A 15,392-nucleotide genomic window follows, 5' to 3' on the forward strand; every position below is an offset into this window, starting at 1 on the left:
GGCAGGCAGGGAGCGGGCGGGCAGGAGGGCAGCAGAGGGCTGTGGGCCCGGCCCTGGCCGGCGTGCTCGCCGGGGCCCTCGCCGTCGCGGCGTGCACCGCCGGCGACGCGCGACCGCGGGCGACCCTGCCGGCCGCGGTGACGTTCGAGGTCGAGGTCGCGCAGGCACGCACCGACCGGGTGGCGCGCATCGTGCAGCTGCAGGTGCGCAACACCGGCCCGCTGGACGTCACGGTCACCCGTGCCCGCCTGACCGGGACGTCCGTGGGCGGCGCCACCGACGAGGGGCGGGTGGTGGAGGCCGACCGGATGCGGCGGCTGCGGGTGCCGTTGGACGCCACCCGGTGCGACGGGGCGCCGGACGCGGACCCCGGCGCCCGGGTCGCGCTCGACGTCTCCACCGCCGACGGCCGTGCCGGGACGGTCGTCGTGACCCCCACCGACGAGACCGACGACCTGCGCCGCATCCGGGGCGAGGACTGTGCGCGTGCCGCCGTCGCCGCGGGCCTGGACGTCCGGCTGTCCGACGAGCTGACGGTGCGGGAGGTGGACGGGGACGTCGTGGCGGACCTGACGCTGCTGGTGCGGCCCGTGCCCGGCGGGCCGCACGTGCGGCTGACGGCCGTGCGCTCGACGACGCTGCTGCGGCCCCCGGGCGCCGACGTCGACTGGGCGGTGGACGTGGACTCCGCCGCGCCGCCGGCCGACGGTCGCGTGGTCCTGCCGGTCGTGCCGGCGCGGTGCGACCTGCACGCGATCGCGGAGGACAAGCGGGGCACGGTGCTGGGGCTGCGCACCGAGGTGGACGGTGTGCCGCAGCCGGTGTTCCACGTCGCGGCGTCCGACGCGCTGCGCGGCGCGCTGTACGAGGTCGTGCTCGCGGCCTGCGGGCACCCCACCGGGGCGGGCGGATGACGGGTCCCGGGCTCCCGCCGCGCGGCTCAGGCGGTGGCGGCCGCGCGCCGGCGGGGCGCGGGCCCGTCACCGCTGGCGGTGGCGAGCAGGTCCTCGACCGCCACCATGTGCATCGCCATCCGCAGCCGTGCGCGGTCCGGGTCGCGTGCGGCGACGGCCGCGAGGATCGCGTCGTGGTCCTCGAACGTGCGGTCCCCGGCCAGGTCGTGCAGCTCGTCCCAGACGCGGCGTCGCGCGTGCCCGCCCGCGAGGGCGTCGAGCAGCGCGGACAGGACGGTGTTGCCGGAGCCGTCGGCGATCGCACGGTGGAAGGCGAGGTCCGCGGCCGCCAGGCGGGCCGGGTCGGTGCGCGTGGCGACCAGCGCACGGGCCGTGTCGTCCAGGGCGGCGCGGGCGCGGGCGAGGTGGGCGTCCGTCAGGTGCATCGCCGCCAGGCCGGCGGCCTCGGTCTCCAGGACGGCGCGCACGGCGTGCAGCGGGGCCTGGTCGCCGGGCAGGTCGGCGAGGAAGGCCAGCGGTGCGAGCAGCGTGGCCGCGTCGAGGTCGGTGACGTACGTGCCGTCACCGTGCCGCGCCTCGAGGATCCCCAGCACGACGAGGGCGCGCACGCCCTCGCGCAGCGACCCGCGGGAGACGCCCAGCTCGGCCGCGAGCTCCTTCTCGGCCGGTAGGCGGTCCCCGGGGCGCAGGCCACCGTCCAGGATCAGGCGCTGGACGTCCTCGACGACGTCCTGGGTGCGTGACACGTGCTCGTCTCCGTCGTCGTCCGCTGCGGCGGTCGGTCGGGGCGGTCGGTGGGGCTCGGTGACTCGGCGCTCGGTGTCCCGGCGCCCGGTGTCTCAGCGCTCCGGGACGAGCGGCGGGATGCCGTACGTCTCGACCGCGGTGCGCCCCATGACGCGGGCGACCGCGGCGTCGTCGAGGCCGTCGAGCGTGGCGCGCAGACCGCCCCAGACCTCGTGCCAGGACCCGTGGGCGTCGAGGGCGGTGGGCCAGTCGCTGCCCGCCATGAGACGGTCCGGGCCGAGCACGTCCAGCGCGTGGTCCACGGCGGGGCGCACGTCGTCCACGGTCCAGCCGGGGCCCGCGGCGCGGCCGAGGCCGGCCAGCTTGGCGACGACGTTCGGGGCCTCGGCGGCCGCCTCGAGCGCGGTGGTCCAGCGCTGCCACGCGGCGGTGTCACCGGCGCGCCGCGCGGCCAGGGGCGGGGCGCCGAGGTGGTCGAGGACGATCGTCAGCTTGGGGTGCCGGTCGGCCACGGTGGCGACGTGCCGCAGCAGCTCCGGGGTGGTGGCGGGCAGGTCGAGCACGAGGCGCCGCTCGGTCAGCAGGGTCAGCCCGTCGTCGACGCCGTCGCGCAGGAGCCACTGCGGGTCCTGCTCCCGGTCGACGTGGTGGCTGATGCCCACGACGGGCTCGACGCGCCAGTGGTCGAGCTGGGTCGCGGCCTCGTCCGGCGCGTGGAGGGGTACCCACGCGACCACACCGAGCACGTGCGGCGAGCACAGCGCCTGGAACAGCAGGTGCTCGCTGTCCGCGCGGTTGTCGGCGGACTGGACGAGCACCACGCCGTCCACGTGGTGCTCGTCCAGTGCTCCGCCGACGTCACGGACTCGGTAGGTGCGATGCAGGAGGGAGGGGTCCTGCGACATCCACGGGTAATGGACCGACTCCGGGTCCCACACCTGCAGATGCGCATCCACGACGTCGTAGGGCATGTCCTCGACGGTAGCGGTGCTCCGATGTCTGAATCGTCGCAGCGGTCAATCCCTCATAGAACCCTCATAATGAGGCCTGTGACTGGGTGAGACATCCAATGTCTGCGGGGCCGCGATGTTGAACGTTCACGCGCCGTCCAGGGTCGCCCGGATGCCGTGACTGCCCAGGTCACAGCCCTGACGTGCACGTGTCACAGTGCGCGGCCGGCCCCAGTCATCGACCCGTGGCGTAGCCCTGCTGCCCCCGCGCGTCCGCCGCCGCGCGGAGCAGACCGTCCGGTCCCACGCCGGCCGCGCTGAGCCGACCGAGTGACCACGGCGCGGCCTCCTGCACCGCGTGCCCCCGCGCGGCGAGCGCCGTGAGGACGTCGGCCCCCAGGCGCTGCTCCGCCACCAGACCCCGCGGGGTGTGCGACCGGGGGTGGAACGACTGGTGCACGTGCGCCGAGTGCCAGGTCGGGGCGTCGATCGCGGCCTGCAGGTCCAGCCCGCCCAGCAGGTGCCGCAGCAGGAACGGCACCGTCCACTGGTCCTGCTGGTCCCCGCCGGGCGTGCCGAACGCGACGCCGTGGCCGCCGTCGCCCAGCACGAGCCCCGGGCTCAGCGTCGTCCGCGGCCGGCGGCCGGGCAGCAGGCTCGCGGGCAGCCCGTCCTCGACCCAGCACATCTGCGCGCGGGTCGGCAGCGAGAACCCCAGGCCGGGCACCACCGGGCTCGACTGCAGCCACCCGCCGGACGGCGTGGCCGACACCCGGTTGCCCCAGCGGTCCACGACGTCGACGTGGCACGTGTCGCCCGGACTGAGACCGATCGGCGAGACGGTGGGCTCGCCGAGGCCGACGGCGGTCCGGGGGGCCGCGCCGGCGTCCGCCGCCGCCCGCGCGGCGACCAGCGCGGCCGCGAGCCGGGGGGTGCGGCCGTCCGGGCTGCCGGGCCGGAACCCGCCGTCCGCGACCGGTCCCACCAGCCGCGCGCGCTCGGCCGCGTACGTCGTCGACAGCAGGGCCGCCAGCGGCACCGGGGCGCTGTCGCCGTACCAGGCGTCGCGGTCGGCCATGGCGAGCTTGGCCACCTCCACCACCACGTGCACCAGCTCGGCCGTCGGGCCGGCCGCGTCGTCCCCCGACGTGGCCTCCCGCACCAGGTCGGCCACGCCCAGCGCCTCGAGCATCCGCAGCTGCTGCAGCAGCACCGGCCCCTGGCCCCACGGCCCCGTCTTGTGGACCTCGACGCCCGCGAACGGCACGGCGACGGTCGGCTCCTCGGTCGCGCGCCACGCGGCCAGGTCGTCGGCCCGCAGGAACCCGGTGTGCGCCCGGCCCGTCGCGTCCATGACCGGGGTACCGGTGACGAACGCGTCCACGGCCTGCGCGACGAACCCCTCGTAGAACGCCCGGCGCGCCGCCTCGATCTGCGCCTCACGGTCCGCGCCCGCCGCGGCCGCCTCGGCCAGCAGGCGCTCGAACGTGCCCGCGAGCTGCGGGTTGGCGAAGCGGGCGCCCGCCGCCGGGACGACCCCGCCGGGCAGGTACACCGCGGCGCTGCTCGGCCAGTGCGTGCGGAACATGTCGGCCACCGTCGCGATGGTGCGCGCCGCCGCGGGCACCAGCGGGTACCCGTCGCGGGCGTACCCGACCGCGGGGCCGAGCACGTCGGCCAGGGACAGGGTGCCGTAGCGCGTCAGCAGGTCGAGCCAGGCCCCGAAGGCGCCGGGGACCACCGCCGCGAGGTGCCCCGTGCCCGGGACCTCGGTGACGCCCAGGTCCCGGTACGCCGCGGTCGTGGCCGCCGCGGGCACCACGCCCTGCCCGCACACGACGAACGTGCGACCGTCCGTCGCGCGGTGGCCGATGACCGGGGCGTCGCCACCGGGGCCGTTGAGGTGCGGCTCGACGACCGACAGCGTGAACCCCGCTGCCGCCGCCGCGTCGAACGCGTTGCCGCCCGCCTCCAGCACCCGCATGCCGGCGGCGCTCGCCAGCCAGTGCGTCGAGGTGACCATGCCGAACGTGCCGGTCAGGACCGGGCGGGTCGTGAACATGCGGTCAGCGTGCCACGGCGTGCCGGCGTCGGCGGCTCACTGCCCGCCGGGGAAGCCGAGCACGCGCCACGCCTCGTACGTGGCGACCGCCGCCGCGTTCGACAGGTTCATCGAGCGGCGGCCCGGCAGCATCGGGATCCGCACCCGGTCGGTGACGCGCGGGTGGTCCAGCACGGCGGTGGACAGGCCCGTGGGCTCCGGACCGAACAGCAGGACGTCGTCGTCGCGCCAGTCCACGTCGGTGTAGCGGCGGGTGGCGCCCGTGGTGAACGCGAGCACCCGGGACCCGGGCAGCGCGGCCAGCAGCGCCTCGAGGTCGGGGTGCACGACGACGTGGGCGAGGTCGTGGTAGTCGAGGCCCGCGCGCCGCAGCCGGGCCTCCGACAGCTCGAACCCGAGCGGCTCGACGAGGTGGAGGGTCGCCCCGGTGCCCGCGCACATGCGGATGGCGTTGCCGGTGTTGCCGGGGATCCGCGGCTCGTGGAAGGCGACGTGCACCGCTCGATCCTGCCACTCCGGGCGACACGCCCCGCGCGGGGCCCGGGGTGCCCGCGGCGGGGGTGGTTGGGTGTGGGCGTGATCGACGCGGGCACGACGACGGACGGCACGGCGGACGGGACGACGACGGGGCGCGGCACGGGCGCGCCCGGGCTGGTCCTGCGGCTCGACGCCCCGGCAGGCACCTGGACCGACGCCTTCCCGGTCGGCAACGGCCGGCTCGGCGCGATGGTCCACGGCGGCACGGACCACGAGCGCCTGCCGGTGAACGACGACACGTGCTGGTCCGGGGCGCCGCTGGACGGGCCGCCGCAGCCGGTCGGGCCCCTGCCCCCGGGGGGCGCACCGCAGGTGGTCCGACGGGCGCGCGAGCTGCTGGCCGCGGGCGACCCGCTCGCGGCGGAGGCGGAGCTCGCGCGGCTGCAGAGCGGCTGGGTGCAGGCCTACCAGCCGCTGGTCGACCTGCTGCTGGACCAGCCGCAGGCCGCCGGCGACGCGGGCTACCGGCGCACGCTGGACCTCGGCACGGGGGTCGTCACGACGACCTGGCGGTCCACCGCGGGTGGCGCGTGGCGGCAGGACGTGCTGGTGAGCCACCCGGACGGTGCGCTGCTGCTGGAGCGCACGGGCCCGGCCGCCGACGCGCGGGTGCGGCTGGCCTCGCCGCACCCGTGGGCCACGGCCCCGGCACCCGCGGCGCCGTCCGTGCCCGGCGCCGACCCCGTGCCGGGCGCCGACCCCGCGCCGGAGGCGCCGGACCCGCGGGCGGCGGTCCTCGTCGCGACCGTCGACATGCCGGCGCACGTGCTGCCGGACTGGGTGCAGGCGCCCGACCCGGTGCGGTACGGCGGACCGGCGGTGCACGCGGCCGTCGCGCTCGCGGTGCTCGTGGACGGGCCCGGCGCGTCCGCGCGGGTGGTCGACGGCGTCGTCGAGGTGCGCGGGGCGCGTCGCGTGCGGGTGCTGCTCACCACGGCCTCCGACCACGACACCGCCACCGCCACGCTGCACGGCGACCGCCCGCGCGTGCGGGCCGACGCCCTCGCGGCGCTGGCCCGGGCGCTCGCCGACGTCGACGGGGTCGCGGCGCGGCACGTCGCCGACCACGCGGCGCTGATGGGGCGCGTCCACCTCGAGCTGGTCGACGTCCCGGTGCCGGACGTGCCGCTGGACGCGCGGCTGGTGCGGCACGCGCAGGGCGAGGCGGACCCGCACCTGGCGGTGCTCGCGTTCCAGCTCGGTCGCTACCTGACGGTCGCGGGCTCCCGTCCCGGCACCCTGCCGCTGAACCTGCAGGGCATCTGGAACGACCGGGTGCGTCCGCCGTGGAGCTCGAACTACACGATCAACATCAACACCGAGATGAACTACTGGCCCACGCTGGTCGGGGACCTCGCGGAGTGCCACGAGCCGCTGCTGGGCTGGCTGGACCGGCTGGCCGTCGCGGGCGCGGGGACGGCCCGCACGCTGTACGACGTGGGCGGCTGGGTGGCCCACCACAACAGCGACCCCTGGTGCTTCTCGGGGCCCACGGGTCGCGGTCACGACTCCGCGAGCTGGTCGTCCTGGCCGCTGGGCGGGGCGTGGCTCGCGCGCCACGTGGTCGACCACCACGACTGGACCGGCGACGTCGAGGCGCTGCGCCGCCACTGGCCCGTGGTGCGCGGCGCGGCGCGCGCGGTGCTCGACCTGCTGGTGGAGCTGCCCGACGGCACGCTCGGCACGTCCCCCGCGACCAGCCCGGAGAACCTCTACCTGCTGCCCGACGGGCGTTCGGCGTCGGTGTCGGTGTCGACCACGGCGGACCTGGCGATCGTCCGGGACCTGCTGGAGCACGTGCGACGCCTGGCGCCGGTCGCGGGCGACCACGACGAGGACCTGCGGGCGGACGTCGACGGTGCGCTCGAGCGCCTGCCCACCGAGCGGGTGGGGGCGGACGGGCGCCTGGCCGAGTGGTCCACGGACGTCCCGGACGCCGAGCCCGGCCACCGTCACCAGTCGCACCTGTACCGGGTGTTCCCCGGCACGTCCGTCGACCCGGACACCGCCCCCGGGCTGGCGGCCGCCGCGACGCGCACCCTGGACGCGCGGGGCCCGGACTCGACGGGGTGGTCGCTCGCGTGGCGGCTGGCGCTGCGGGCGCGGCTGCGGGACCCCGCGGGGGTCGCGACGCTCGTCGACGCCTTCCTGCACCCCGTCGACGCGGACCTCCCGGGCGACCCGTCCGGTGCCGGGGGCCCTCCGCGCGGTGGGGTGTACCGCTCGCTGCTGTGCGCGCACCCGCCGTTCCAGATCGACGGGAACCTCGGGTTCACCGCCGGTGTGGCCGAGGCGCTGGTGCAGGCGCACCGCCGCGGCGCGGACGGCGTCCGGGAGGTCCACCTGCTGCCGGCGCTGCCCGCCGCGTGGCCCACGGGCCGTGTGCAGGGGCTGCGGTTGCGCGGTGGGCTGCGGGTCGCCGACCTGCGGTGGCGCGACGGTCGGGTGGTGCGCGCCGTCCTGACGGGGGACCGGCCCGGTGTGGTCGACGTGCGCGAGGGCGACGTGCGGCGCCACGTCACGCTGCGACCGGGGGCGCCGGTCGTCGTCGCGGGGGAGTGAGGCCTAGGCCGTCCCGGCAGGGGCGGGCGCCGTCGACTCGCGGACGATGAGCTCGGTCGCGAGGTCGATCCGCAGGTTGGCGGGCCGCTGGCCGGCGGCCAGGCTGAGGACCATCTCGGTGGCGGTGCCGGCCATCTCGCGCAGCGGCTGGCGCACGGTGGTGAGGGAGGGCCCCAGCCACTGGGCGAGCGGGATGTCGTCGTAGCCGACGACCGAGACGTCCCCGGGGATGGACAGGCCCAGCTCGCGCACCGCGCGCATGACGCCCAGGCTCTGGTAGTCCGAGCCGGCGAAGATCGCGGTGGGCCGGTCGGGGCGCGACAGCAGCTCCAGGCCGTGCTCGTACCCGCCCGTCACGTGGAAGTCGCCCCACCGCACGAGTGACGGGTCGGGGCGGATGCCCGCCTCCTCGAGCGCGCTGCGGTAGCCGTCGACGCGGGCGCGGGAGCACAGCACGTCGGCCGGGCCGGCGATGACCCCCACCCGGCGGTGCCCGAGGGACAGCAGGTGCCGGGTGGCGATGAGCCCGCCGTTCCAGTTGTTCGACCCGACGGTCGGGACGCCCGCGGGCGGCTCGCCGAACGTGTCGACCACGACGAAGGGGATCGAGCGGGACTCGAGCTGGTGCCGCTGCGTGGCGTCCAGGCTCGACAGGACGAGCAGCACGCCCAGGGGGCGGCGGGCCAGGATGTCGTCGATGAGCTCCTGCTGCGGGCGGTGCGCCCCGCCGAGCTCGGACAGCACGACGCCGACGCGCCGTGCGGCGGCGGCGTCCTCGACGCCCTTGATGACCTCCTGCGCCCACGCGTTGTCGATGTGGTTGAACACCAGGTCGATGAGGTTGGGGTCACCGGCCCCGCGCCCGCGGCGGCGCCGGTAGCTGTGCTCCTCGAGGATCGCCTCCACGCGCGTGCGGGTGCCGGCGGCCACGTCGGCGCGTCCGTTGAGCACCTTCGAGACCGTGGGGACGGACACCCCGGCGAGCGCCGCGATCTCGGCGATCGTGACGTTCCGACCGCCGTCGCTGGACGTGGTCACGTGCTCTCCTCTGACCGGGGCGCCCCTCGCGTCCGCCGTGGCCCGGCGCGACGCACCCGGGACGGGTTCGCAAGTTTCGAGAGCGACGGTAGCACCGGCCACGGGGGTCTGTCCGAGATGTGCCCGGACGTCCGTGACGCGGCCTCCCGGGTCTCGGTTCGGTCACGTGGGTTGACGCACCGCAAACGTTTGCCTAACGTGGCGGCCACACGGCGGCGGGATCGTCCGTCGACACATTTCGGCCACGAGGGCGTGGAGATCGATGCAGGCGCAGCAGCAGGACGTGCACCCGGCTCCGCCCGGTCCGTCGCCGCACGGCCATGGCCGTCACCTCCGGGGCACCGCGCAGGTGCTCCTCGCACCCGAAGGGTGGTGAAGCCATGTCCACGGACGGTGTGACCGTCGCCGGGGGCGCCCCGCAGGCGGCCCTCCGGGACCCGGCGGCAGCCGCAGCGGCGCACTCCGCCGTCGCCGGCCCCCCGGAGCCCGGCGGCCGGGCGGCCCGCCGGCGTCGTGCCGGGCACATGACCTGGCGGCGCGCGCTGCGCCGCGACTGGCAGCTCTACACGCTGCTGGTCCTGCCGCTGGTCTTCTTCCTGATCTTCCGCTACCTGCCGATGTTCGGGAACGTCATCGCGTTCCGGCGGTTCCGGCCCGGCGGGTCGATCTTCGGCGAGGAGTGGGTCGGTCTGCACTACGTGCGGATGTTCATCAACGACCCCACGTTCTGGAACGTCTTCCAGAACACCCTCGTCCTGGGCGTGCTGAGCCTGGTCATCATCTTCCCGCTGCCGATCGTGCTGGCGCTCATGCTCAACGAGCTGCGCTCGCGGCGCTTCAAGCGGCTCGTCCAGACCATCTCGTACCTGCCGCACTTCATGTCGGTCGTCATCGTCGCCGGCCTGGTGTTCCAGATCACCGCGATGCGCGGGACCATCAACCAGGTCGTCACCGCGTTCGGTGGTGAGGCCGTCCCCTTCATGCAGCTGGCGGAGTGGTTCCGCACCATCTACGTCGGCTCGGAGATCTGGCAGACCGTCGGCTGGGGCACGATCCTCTACCTCGCCGCGCTGTCCACGGTCGACCCGCAGCTCTACGAGGCCGCCCGGATCGACGGGGCCAACCGCTGGCGCCAGACGTGGCACGTCACGCTGCCCGGCATCCGCCCCACGATGGTCGTGCTGCTCATCCTCAACATCGGGTCGTTCATGGCGGTCGGGTTCGAGAAGATCCTGCTGCTGTACAACCCCCTGCTGTACCCGACGGCCGACGTCATCGCGACGTACCTGTACCGGGTCGGCATCGGCTCGAGCCAGTTCTCGTACGCGACGGCCATCGGCCTGTTCGAGGCGCTCATCGGCCTCACCCTCGTCCTGTCGGCCAACGCGATCTCGCGTCGAGTGGTGGGAGCGTCCCTGTGGTGACCGCCGAGAACGTCACGCGCCTCGACGAGCGGCTGTCGCAGTCGACGGTCCGCGCCGTCAAGGACACCCGCGCCTACACGGCGTTCCGCGTCGTCAACGGCACGCTGCTGGTGATCATCGCCCTGGTCACGCTGTACCCGTTCGTCAACCTCGTCGCGCAGGCGTTCAGCTCCGAGTCGTACATCAACGCCGGCCAGGTCAACCTGTGGCCCAAGGGCTTCAACGTCACGACGTTCCAGCTCGTCATGGGCGACGCGATGTTCTGGCGCAACTACCAGAACACCGTGTACTACACCGTCGTCGCGACGCTCGTCGCGATGGTGCTGACGACGACGTTCGCCTACGCGATCTCGAAGTACCACCTCAAGGGCCGCAAGGTGTTCATCGGCATCGCCGTGTTCACCATGTTCTTCAACGGCGGCCTGATCCCCAACTACGTCCTGGTGAACGAGCTGGGGCTGCGCAACAGCGTGTGGGCGATCGCCCTGCCGAACGCCATCAGCGTGTTCAACCTGCTCGTGATGAAGTCGTTCTTCGAGAACTTCTCCACCGAGCTGGAGGAAGCGGCCGAGATCGACGGCCTGAGCACCTACGGCAAGCTCTGGCGGATCGTGCTGCCGCTGAGCAAGGCGGTCATCGCCACGATGATCCTGTTCTACGCGGTCTCGTTCTGGAACTCGTGGTTCGCCGCGTTCCTCTACATGGACCACCGCGACCTCTACCCGGTGACCGTCTACCTGCGGAACCTCATCGCCGGTGCGACGAGCGTCGACGGTGCCGCCGGGTCGGCCGAGGCGACGCAGATCGCGGCCAACGTCAAGGCGGTGACGATGCTGCTCACCGTCCTGCCGATCGTGTGCCTCTACCCGTTCGTGCAGAGGTACTTCGTGTCGGGCGTGATGCTCGGCTCCGTCAAGCAGTGAGGCCCCAGGCCCTCAGACCCCCGCTGCCCCCGGGCGGCGGTGCACTTCCCCGGATCAGGACGACGACGTTCCACCCCGAAGGAGAATGATGAGGACGACGAAGAAGCGGCCCCTCGCGCTCGCCGCGACCGCCGCGACCCTCGCGCTGGCCCTGGCGGCCTGCTCGGGTGGCACGGACGACGAGGCGGCGAAGACGCCCGAGGCGAGCGACCTCGGCCAGGTCGGCGCGATGGAGGACTACGGCGTCGGCACGACGTTCAAGGCCACCGAGCCGGTGAGCTTCGGGCTGATGTACCGCGACCACCCGAACTACCCGCTCAAGGACGACTGGGACATCCTCACCAAGCTCAAGGAGAACCAGAACGTCGAGTTCGACATCCAGACCGCCCCGCTGTCGGACTGGCAGCAGGCGCAGTCGATCGCCATCGGCGCCGGCAACGCACCGGACATCATCTCGGTGACCTACCCCGGCCAGGAGGTGGCGTTCGTCGCGGGTGGGGCGATCCTGCCGGTCAGCGACTACGTCGAGCACATGCCGAACTTCCTCGACAAGGTCGAGAAGTGGGACCTGCAGGCCGACATCGACCGCATGCGCCAGGAGGACGGCAAGTACTACGTGCTGCCCGGCCTGCGTGAGTCGGTCCGCCCGTCCTACACGTACGCGGTCCGCAAGGACGTGTGGGAGCAGCTCGGCCTCAGCCTGGAGCCGGAGACCTACGAGGACTTCGCCGCCGACCTGGCCAAGGTCAAGGCCGCCTACCCCGACAAGTACCCGCTGTCCGACCGCTGGTCGGCCAACGGCCCGCTCGAGGCGTCCCTCAACGTCGCCGCCCCGAACTTCGGCACCGCTGCGGGCTGGGGCTACGGCGAGGGCGTGTGGTGGGACGAGGACGCCGAGGAGTTCGTCTACACCGGCGCCATGGACGAGTACCGCGAGCTGCTCGAGTACTTCAACGGCCTCGTCGCGGACGGCCTCATGGACCCCGAGAGCCTGATCCAGGAGGACGACCAGGCCCTCACCAAGATCGCGTCGGGCCAGACGTTCGCGCAGCTGACGAACGACCAGGAGATCCTCAAGATCCGCACCGCGATGACCGAGACCGGCACCGCCGGTGAGGTCGCGATGATCCGGGTGCCGGGCGGTCCGGCCGGCGACATCGTCGCGGGCGGGCGCCTCATCAGCGGCGTCATGCTCTCGTCGTCGGTGGCCGAGGAGGACGACTTCCTCGCGATGCTCCAGTTCCTCGACTGGCTGTTCTACTCCGACGAGGGGCTCGAGTTCGCCAAGTGGGGCGTCGAGGGCGAGACCTACACCAAGGACGCCGACGGCAAGCGCACCCTCATGCCGGAGATCGACCAGAACGGTCTGAACCCCGGGGCGCCGAAGTCGCTCAACGTCGACTACGGCTACCACAACGGCGTGTGGATGCTCGAGCACGGCTCCTCCGACGAGCTCGACCAGTCGATGCTGCGGCCCGAGGTCGTGGAGTTCGTCGAGTCGATGTCCGACAAGGAGCTCGCGCCGGTGGCGCCGCCGGCCCCGCTCGACGAGCTCGAGCGCGAGCAGGTGTCGCTGTGGACGACGGCCCTCAAGGACCACGTCTGGCAGAACACCGCCGCCTTCATCCTCGGCCAGCGCTCGTTCGACGAGTGGGACGCGTACGTCGCCGAGCTCGAGGGCAAGAACGTGCAGCAGTACCTGGACGTCGTGAACGGCGCGCAGCAGCGCTTCGCCGACGCGAACGACTGACAGGAGCGGGCCCGGTCCTCGTCCCCGACGAGGGCCGGGCCCTTCCGCTGCCGGGCGGCGGAGGTCGCCCGGTGCGACCCCTGCACCGCCTCACCTGACACGTACCGCCACGTGCGAGGGTTGTCCCCGTCCGCCGCGGCGGACGTCGAACCCCCTGCCACCGTCGCCTGGAGGTCGCACCCGTGCGCACCGTCGTCCCCGCCCAGCCCACCGGCCCGCTGCCCGACGCCTGGCGCGCGTGCGTCGGCACCGGCCGCATGAACCTCGCCCTGCGGTCCGACTACCGCGACTCGCTGACCCAGGTGCAGCGCGAGGTCGGGTTCCACCACATCCGCGGCCACGGCGTGCTGTCGGACGACATGGGCGTCCTGCGGACCGACGAGGTCGACGGCCGGACCCACACCCGGTACGCCTTCACGTACGTCGACCAGGTGCACGACTTCTTCCTGTCGGTCGGCATCCGGCCGTTCCTCGAGCTGGGCTTCATGCCCTCGCAGCTCGCGTCGGGCGACCAGACGGTGTTCTGGTGGAAGGGCAACGTGACGCCGCCGCGCGACCACGACGAGTGGACCGCGCTGGTGCGGGCGTTCGTGCGTCACCAGATCGACCGGTACGGCATCGAGGAGGTGCGCCGCTGGCCGATCGAGGTGTGGAACGAGCCCAACCTCACCGTCTTCTGGAAGGACGCCGACCAGGAGGCGTACTTCCGCCTCTACGAGGAGACGGCGCGCGCGATCAAGGACGTCGACGCGGACCTGCAGGTCGGCGGGCCTGCCATCTGCGGCGGCTCCGACGACGAGTGGTGGGCGCCGTTCACCGACTTCGTGACGCGCCGCGACGTGCCGATCGACTTCGTCAGCCGGCACGCGTACTCGTCCGGCCCGGTCCAGCGGATCCCGTTCGGGGTCTACCAGACGCAGATGCCGCCGCAGGACCTGCTGCACCAGTTCGGCGCACCGCGCCGCTACCTCGAGGGCACGGCGCTGGCCGGGCTGCCGGTGCACATCACGGAGTTCAACACCTCCTACCGGCCCGACAACCCGATCCACGACACCGCGTACAACGCGGCGTTCCTGGCCCCGGTGGTCGCGGGCGGCGGCGACGTCGTCGACTCGTTCTCGTACTGGACGTTCTGCGACGTGTTCGAGGAGGCGAACGTCCCCACGTCGTTCTTCCACGGCGGGTTCGGCATGCTCACCCACCGGCAGGTCGCCAAGCCGACGTACCACCTGTACACGTTCATGGCGCGCATGGGCCGCGACGTGCTGTCGCGCGGTGCGGACCACCTGGTCTGCGCCGACCCCGACGGCCGCGTCACCGTGCTGGCCTGGCAGCCCGTGGGGGGCACCGACGCCGCCGACACGGCCGCGGAGCACCGCGTCGAGCTGTCGCTGCCGGTGCGCGGTGACGCCGCGTTCGTGCTGCGCGAGCGCGTCAACGAGCACGACGGCAACGCGTTCGCCGCGTGGCGCGAGATGGGCCGCCCGATGTCCCCGACGGCCCGCGAGCTGGACGTGCTGCGTGCGTGCGCCCGGCCCGCCGTCGAGCACGACCTGGCCCGCGGCGCCGACGGGCGCGTGGACCTCGACCTCGTCCTGGGGCGTCACGAGGTCACGTTCGTCGAGCTCACGCCCGTGTCCCCGACGCACCACGAGGGCCTGGACGACCGCCGCCTGCTGGGCGTGTCGGACGACCGCCTCGTCGCCGCCCACGAGCGGGGGCGGGCGTGATGTCGCGCCGCGACGACCTGGACGAGGTCGGCGCCGGCCCGCTGTCCCGCGGCGCGGCCGTCGTGATGTGGGTGCTGGTGATCAGCGCCCTGACGGTCGTGACCGGCGGCGTGCCGCTGGTGCTCGTCCCCTTCCTCACGGGGGACGCCTCCAACGTGTGGGTCGTCGCCCTGCTGCTGGTGCCCATGGGTCCCGCGCTCGCGGCGGCCATGTTCGCGTGGCGCCGGTTCATCGAGGAGCGGGACCTGGTGCCGGCCCGGCACTTCTGGCGGGGCTACCGGCTCAACGCGCTCGACGTGCTGCGGTGGTGGGTGCCGGTGCTCGCGGCGCTGGCCGTGATCGCGTTCTCGCTGGCGCACCTCGACACGGCCGGCGTGCCCACCGGCTACGGCATCGTGCTCGTGGTGGTGTCCGTGGCGCTGCTCATGTGGTCGGTGCTGGCCCTGGCCCTGTCGTCGCACCTGAGCCTGCGCACGCGGGACGTGGCGCGTCTGTCGACGTACTACCTGGCGGCCAAGCCGCTGGTGACGCTCGGGGTGCTGTCCCTCGTGGTGCTGGCCGTGGGCATCGTCCTGTTCACGTCCGACTGGGTGCTGGTGATGCTGGCCGGGCCGCTCGCGTTCGCGGTGGTCACCACCACCGAGCCGGTCGTGCGTGACGCCGTGGCCCGCTTCACCGGCGACCCGTCCGCCGAGCCCGAGCCCGAGCCGTCCGCGGCGGCCCCGTCCGCCGAGCCCGACCCGTCCCCCTGAGGT

General features: G+C 74.0%; 12 protein-coding genes. 7 read left to right on the forward strand and 5 right to left on the reverse strand.

Features of this window, described 5'->3' with window-relative positions; translation table 11 throughout:
* Positions 1–41 precede the first annotated feature (41 nt).
* A complete protein-coding gene (locus BMZ16_RS03185) occupies positions 42–914 on the forward strand; it encodes a hypothetical protein (RefSeq protein WP_089798130.1) in 873 nt (290 codons plus the stop codon).
* Positions 915–940: 26 nt separating this feature from the next.
* On the opposite strand, the gene BMZ16_RS03190 is transcribed toward BMZ16_RS03185, so the two are convergent.
* The 4 genes from BMZ16_RS03190 to BMZ16_RS03205 form a co-directional block, all read right to left on the reverse strand.
* Positions 941–1,660 (reverse strand): FadR/GntR family transcriptional regulator, encoded by a 720-nt coding sequence (locus tag BMZ16_RS03190; protein WP_089798131.1) that lies wholly within the window; start codon positions 1,658–1,660, stop codon positions 941–943.
* Positions 1,661–1,753: 93 nt separating this feature from the next.
* Positions 1,754–2,632 carry an amidohydrolase family protein gene (locus BMZ16_RS03195; RefSeq protein ID WP_089798132.1) on the reverse strand — a complete coding sequence of 293 codons (879 nt, stop codon included), beginning with the start codon at positions 2,630–2,632 and terminating at the stop codon, positions 1,754–1,756.
* Positions 2,633–2,846: 214 nt separating this feature from the next.
* Positions 2,847–4,673: a gamma-glutamyltransferase family protein gene (locus tag BMZ16_RS03200; protein ID WP_089798133.1), complete on the reverse strand. Its 1,827-nt coding sequence runs from the start codon at positions 4,671–4,673 to the stop codon at positions 2,847–2,849.
* A gap of 36 nt (positions 4,674–4,709) precedes the next feature.
* Entirely contained in the window at positions 4,710–5,171 is a 462-nt protein-coding gene (locus BMZ16_RS03205) for a tRNA (cytidine(34)-2'-O)-methyltransferase (RefSeq protein WP_089798134.1), read from the reverse strand.
* Positions 5,172–5,243: 72 nt separating this feature from the next.
* On the opposite strand from BMZ16_RS03205, the gene BMZ16_RS19505 reads away from it, so the two are divergent.
* Positions 5,244–7,772: a glycosyl hydrolase family 95 catalytic domain-containing protein gene (locus BMZ16_RS19505; protein WP_218143301.1), complete on the forward strand. Its 2,529-nt coding sequence runs from the start codon at positions 5,244–5,246 to the stop codon at positions 7,770–7,772.
* A gap of 3 nt (positions 7,773–7,775) precedes the next feature.
* Here BMZ16_RS19505 and BMZ16_RS03215 read toward each other — a convergent pair whose 3' ends face one another.
* Positions 7,776–8,810 (reverse strand): LacI family DNA-binding transcriptional regulator, encoded by a 1,035-nt coding sequence (locus BMZ16_RS03215; RefSeq protein WP_089798136.1) that lies wholly within the window; start codon positions 8,808–8,810, stop codon positions 7,776–7,778.
* A 524-nt stretch (positions 8,811–9,334) separates the two neighbouring features.
* Between BMZ16_RS03215 and BMZ16_RS03220 the strand changes: the two genes are divergently transcribed.
* The 5 genes from BMZ16_RS03220 to BMZ16_RS03240 all read left to right on the forward strand — a co-directional run bounded on the left by BMZ16_RS03220 (position 9,335) and on the right by BMZ16_RS03240 (position 15,389).
* Entirely contained in the window at positions 9,335–10,234 is a 900-nt protein-coding gene (locus BMZ16_RS03220) for an ABC transporter permease (protein ID WP_089798686.1), read from the forward strand.
* Entirely contained in the window at positions 10,231–11,157 is a 927-nt protein-coding gene (locus tag BMZ16_RS03225; protein ID WP_089798687.1) for a carbohydrate ABC transporter permease, read from the forward strand. The genes BMZ16_RS03220 and BMZ16_RS03225 overlap by 4 nt, the downstream gene beginning before the upstream one ends.
* Before the next feature lie 88 nt (positions 11,158–11,245).
* Entirely contained in the window at positions 11,246–12,907 is a 1,662-nt protein-coding gene (locus tag BMZ16_RS03230) for an ABC transporter substrate-binding protein (RefSeq protein ID WP_089798688.1), read from the forward strand.
* A 182-nt stretch (positions 12,908–13,089) separates the two neighbouring features.
* Positions 13,090–14,637, forward strand: coding sequence for a GH39 family glycosyl hydrolase (locus BMZ16_RS03235; protein ID WP_089798137.1), 1,548 nt, complete (start codon positions 13,090–13,092; stop codon positions 14,635–14,637).
* Entirely contained in the window at positions 14,637–15,389 is a 753-nt protein-coding gene (locus BMZ16_RS03240) for a DUF624 domain-containing protein (protein WP_089798689.1), read from the forward strand. The genes BMZ16_RS03235 and BMZ16_RS03240 overlap by 1 nt, the downstream gene beginning before the upstream one ends.
* Positions 15,390–15,392: the final 3 nt, after the last annotated feature.

Origin of the sequence: Cellulomonas sp. KH9 (assembly GCF_900114185.1) — a bacterium.
Taxonomy (GTDB): Bacteria; Actinomycetota; Actinomycetes; order Actinomycetales; family Cellulomonadaceae; genus Cellulomonas.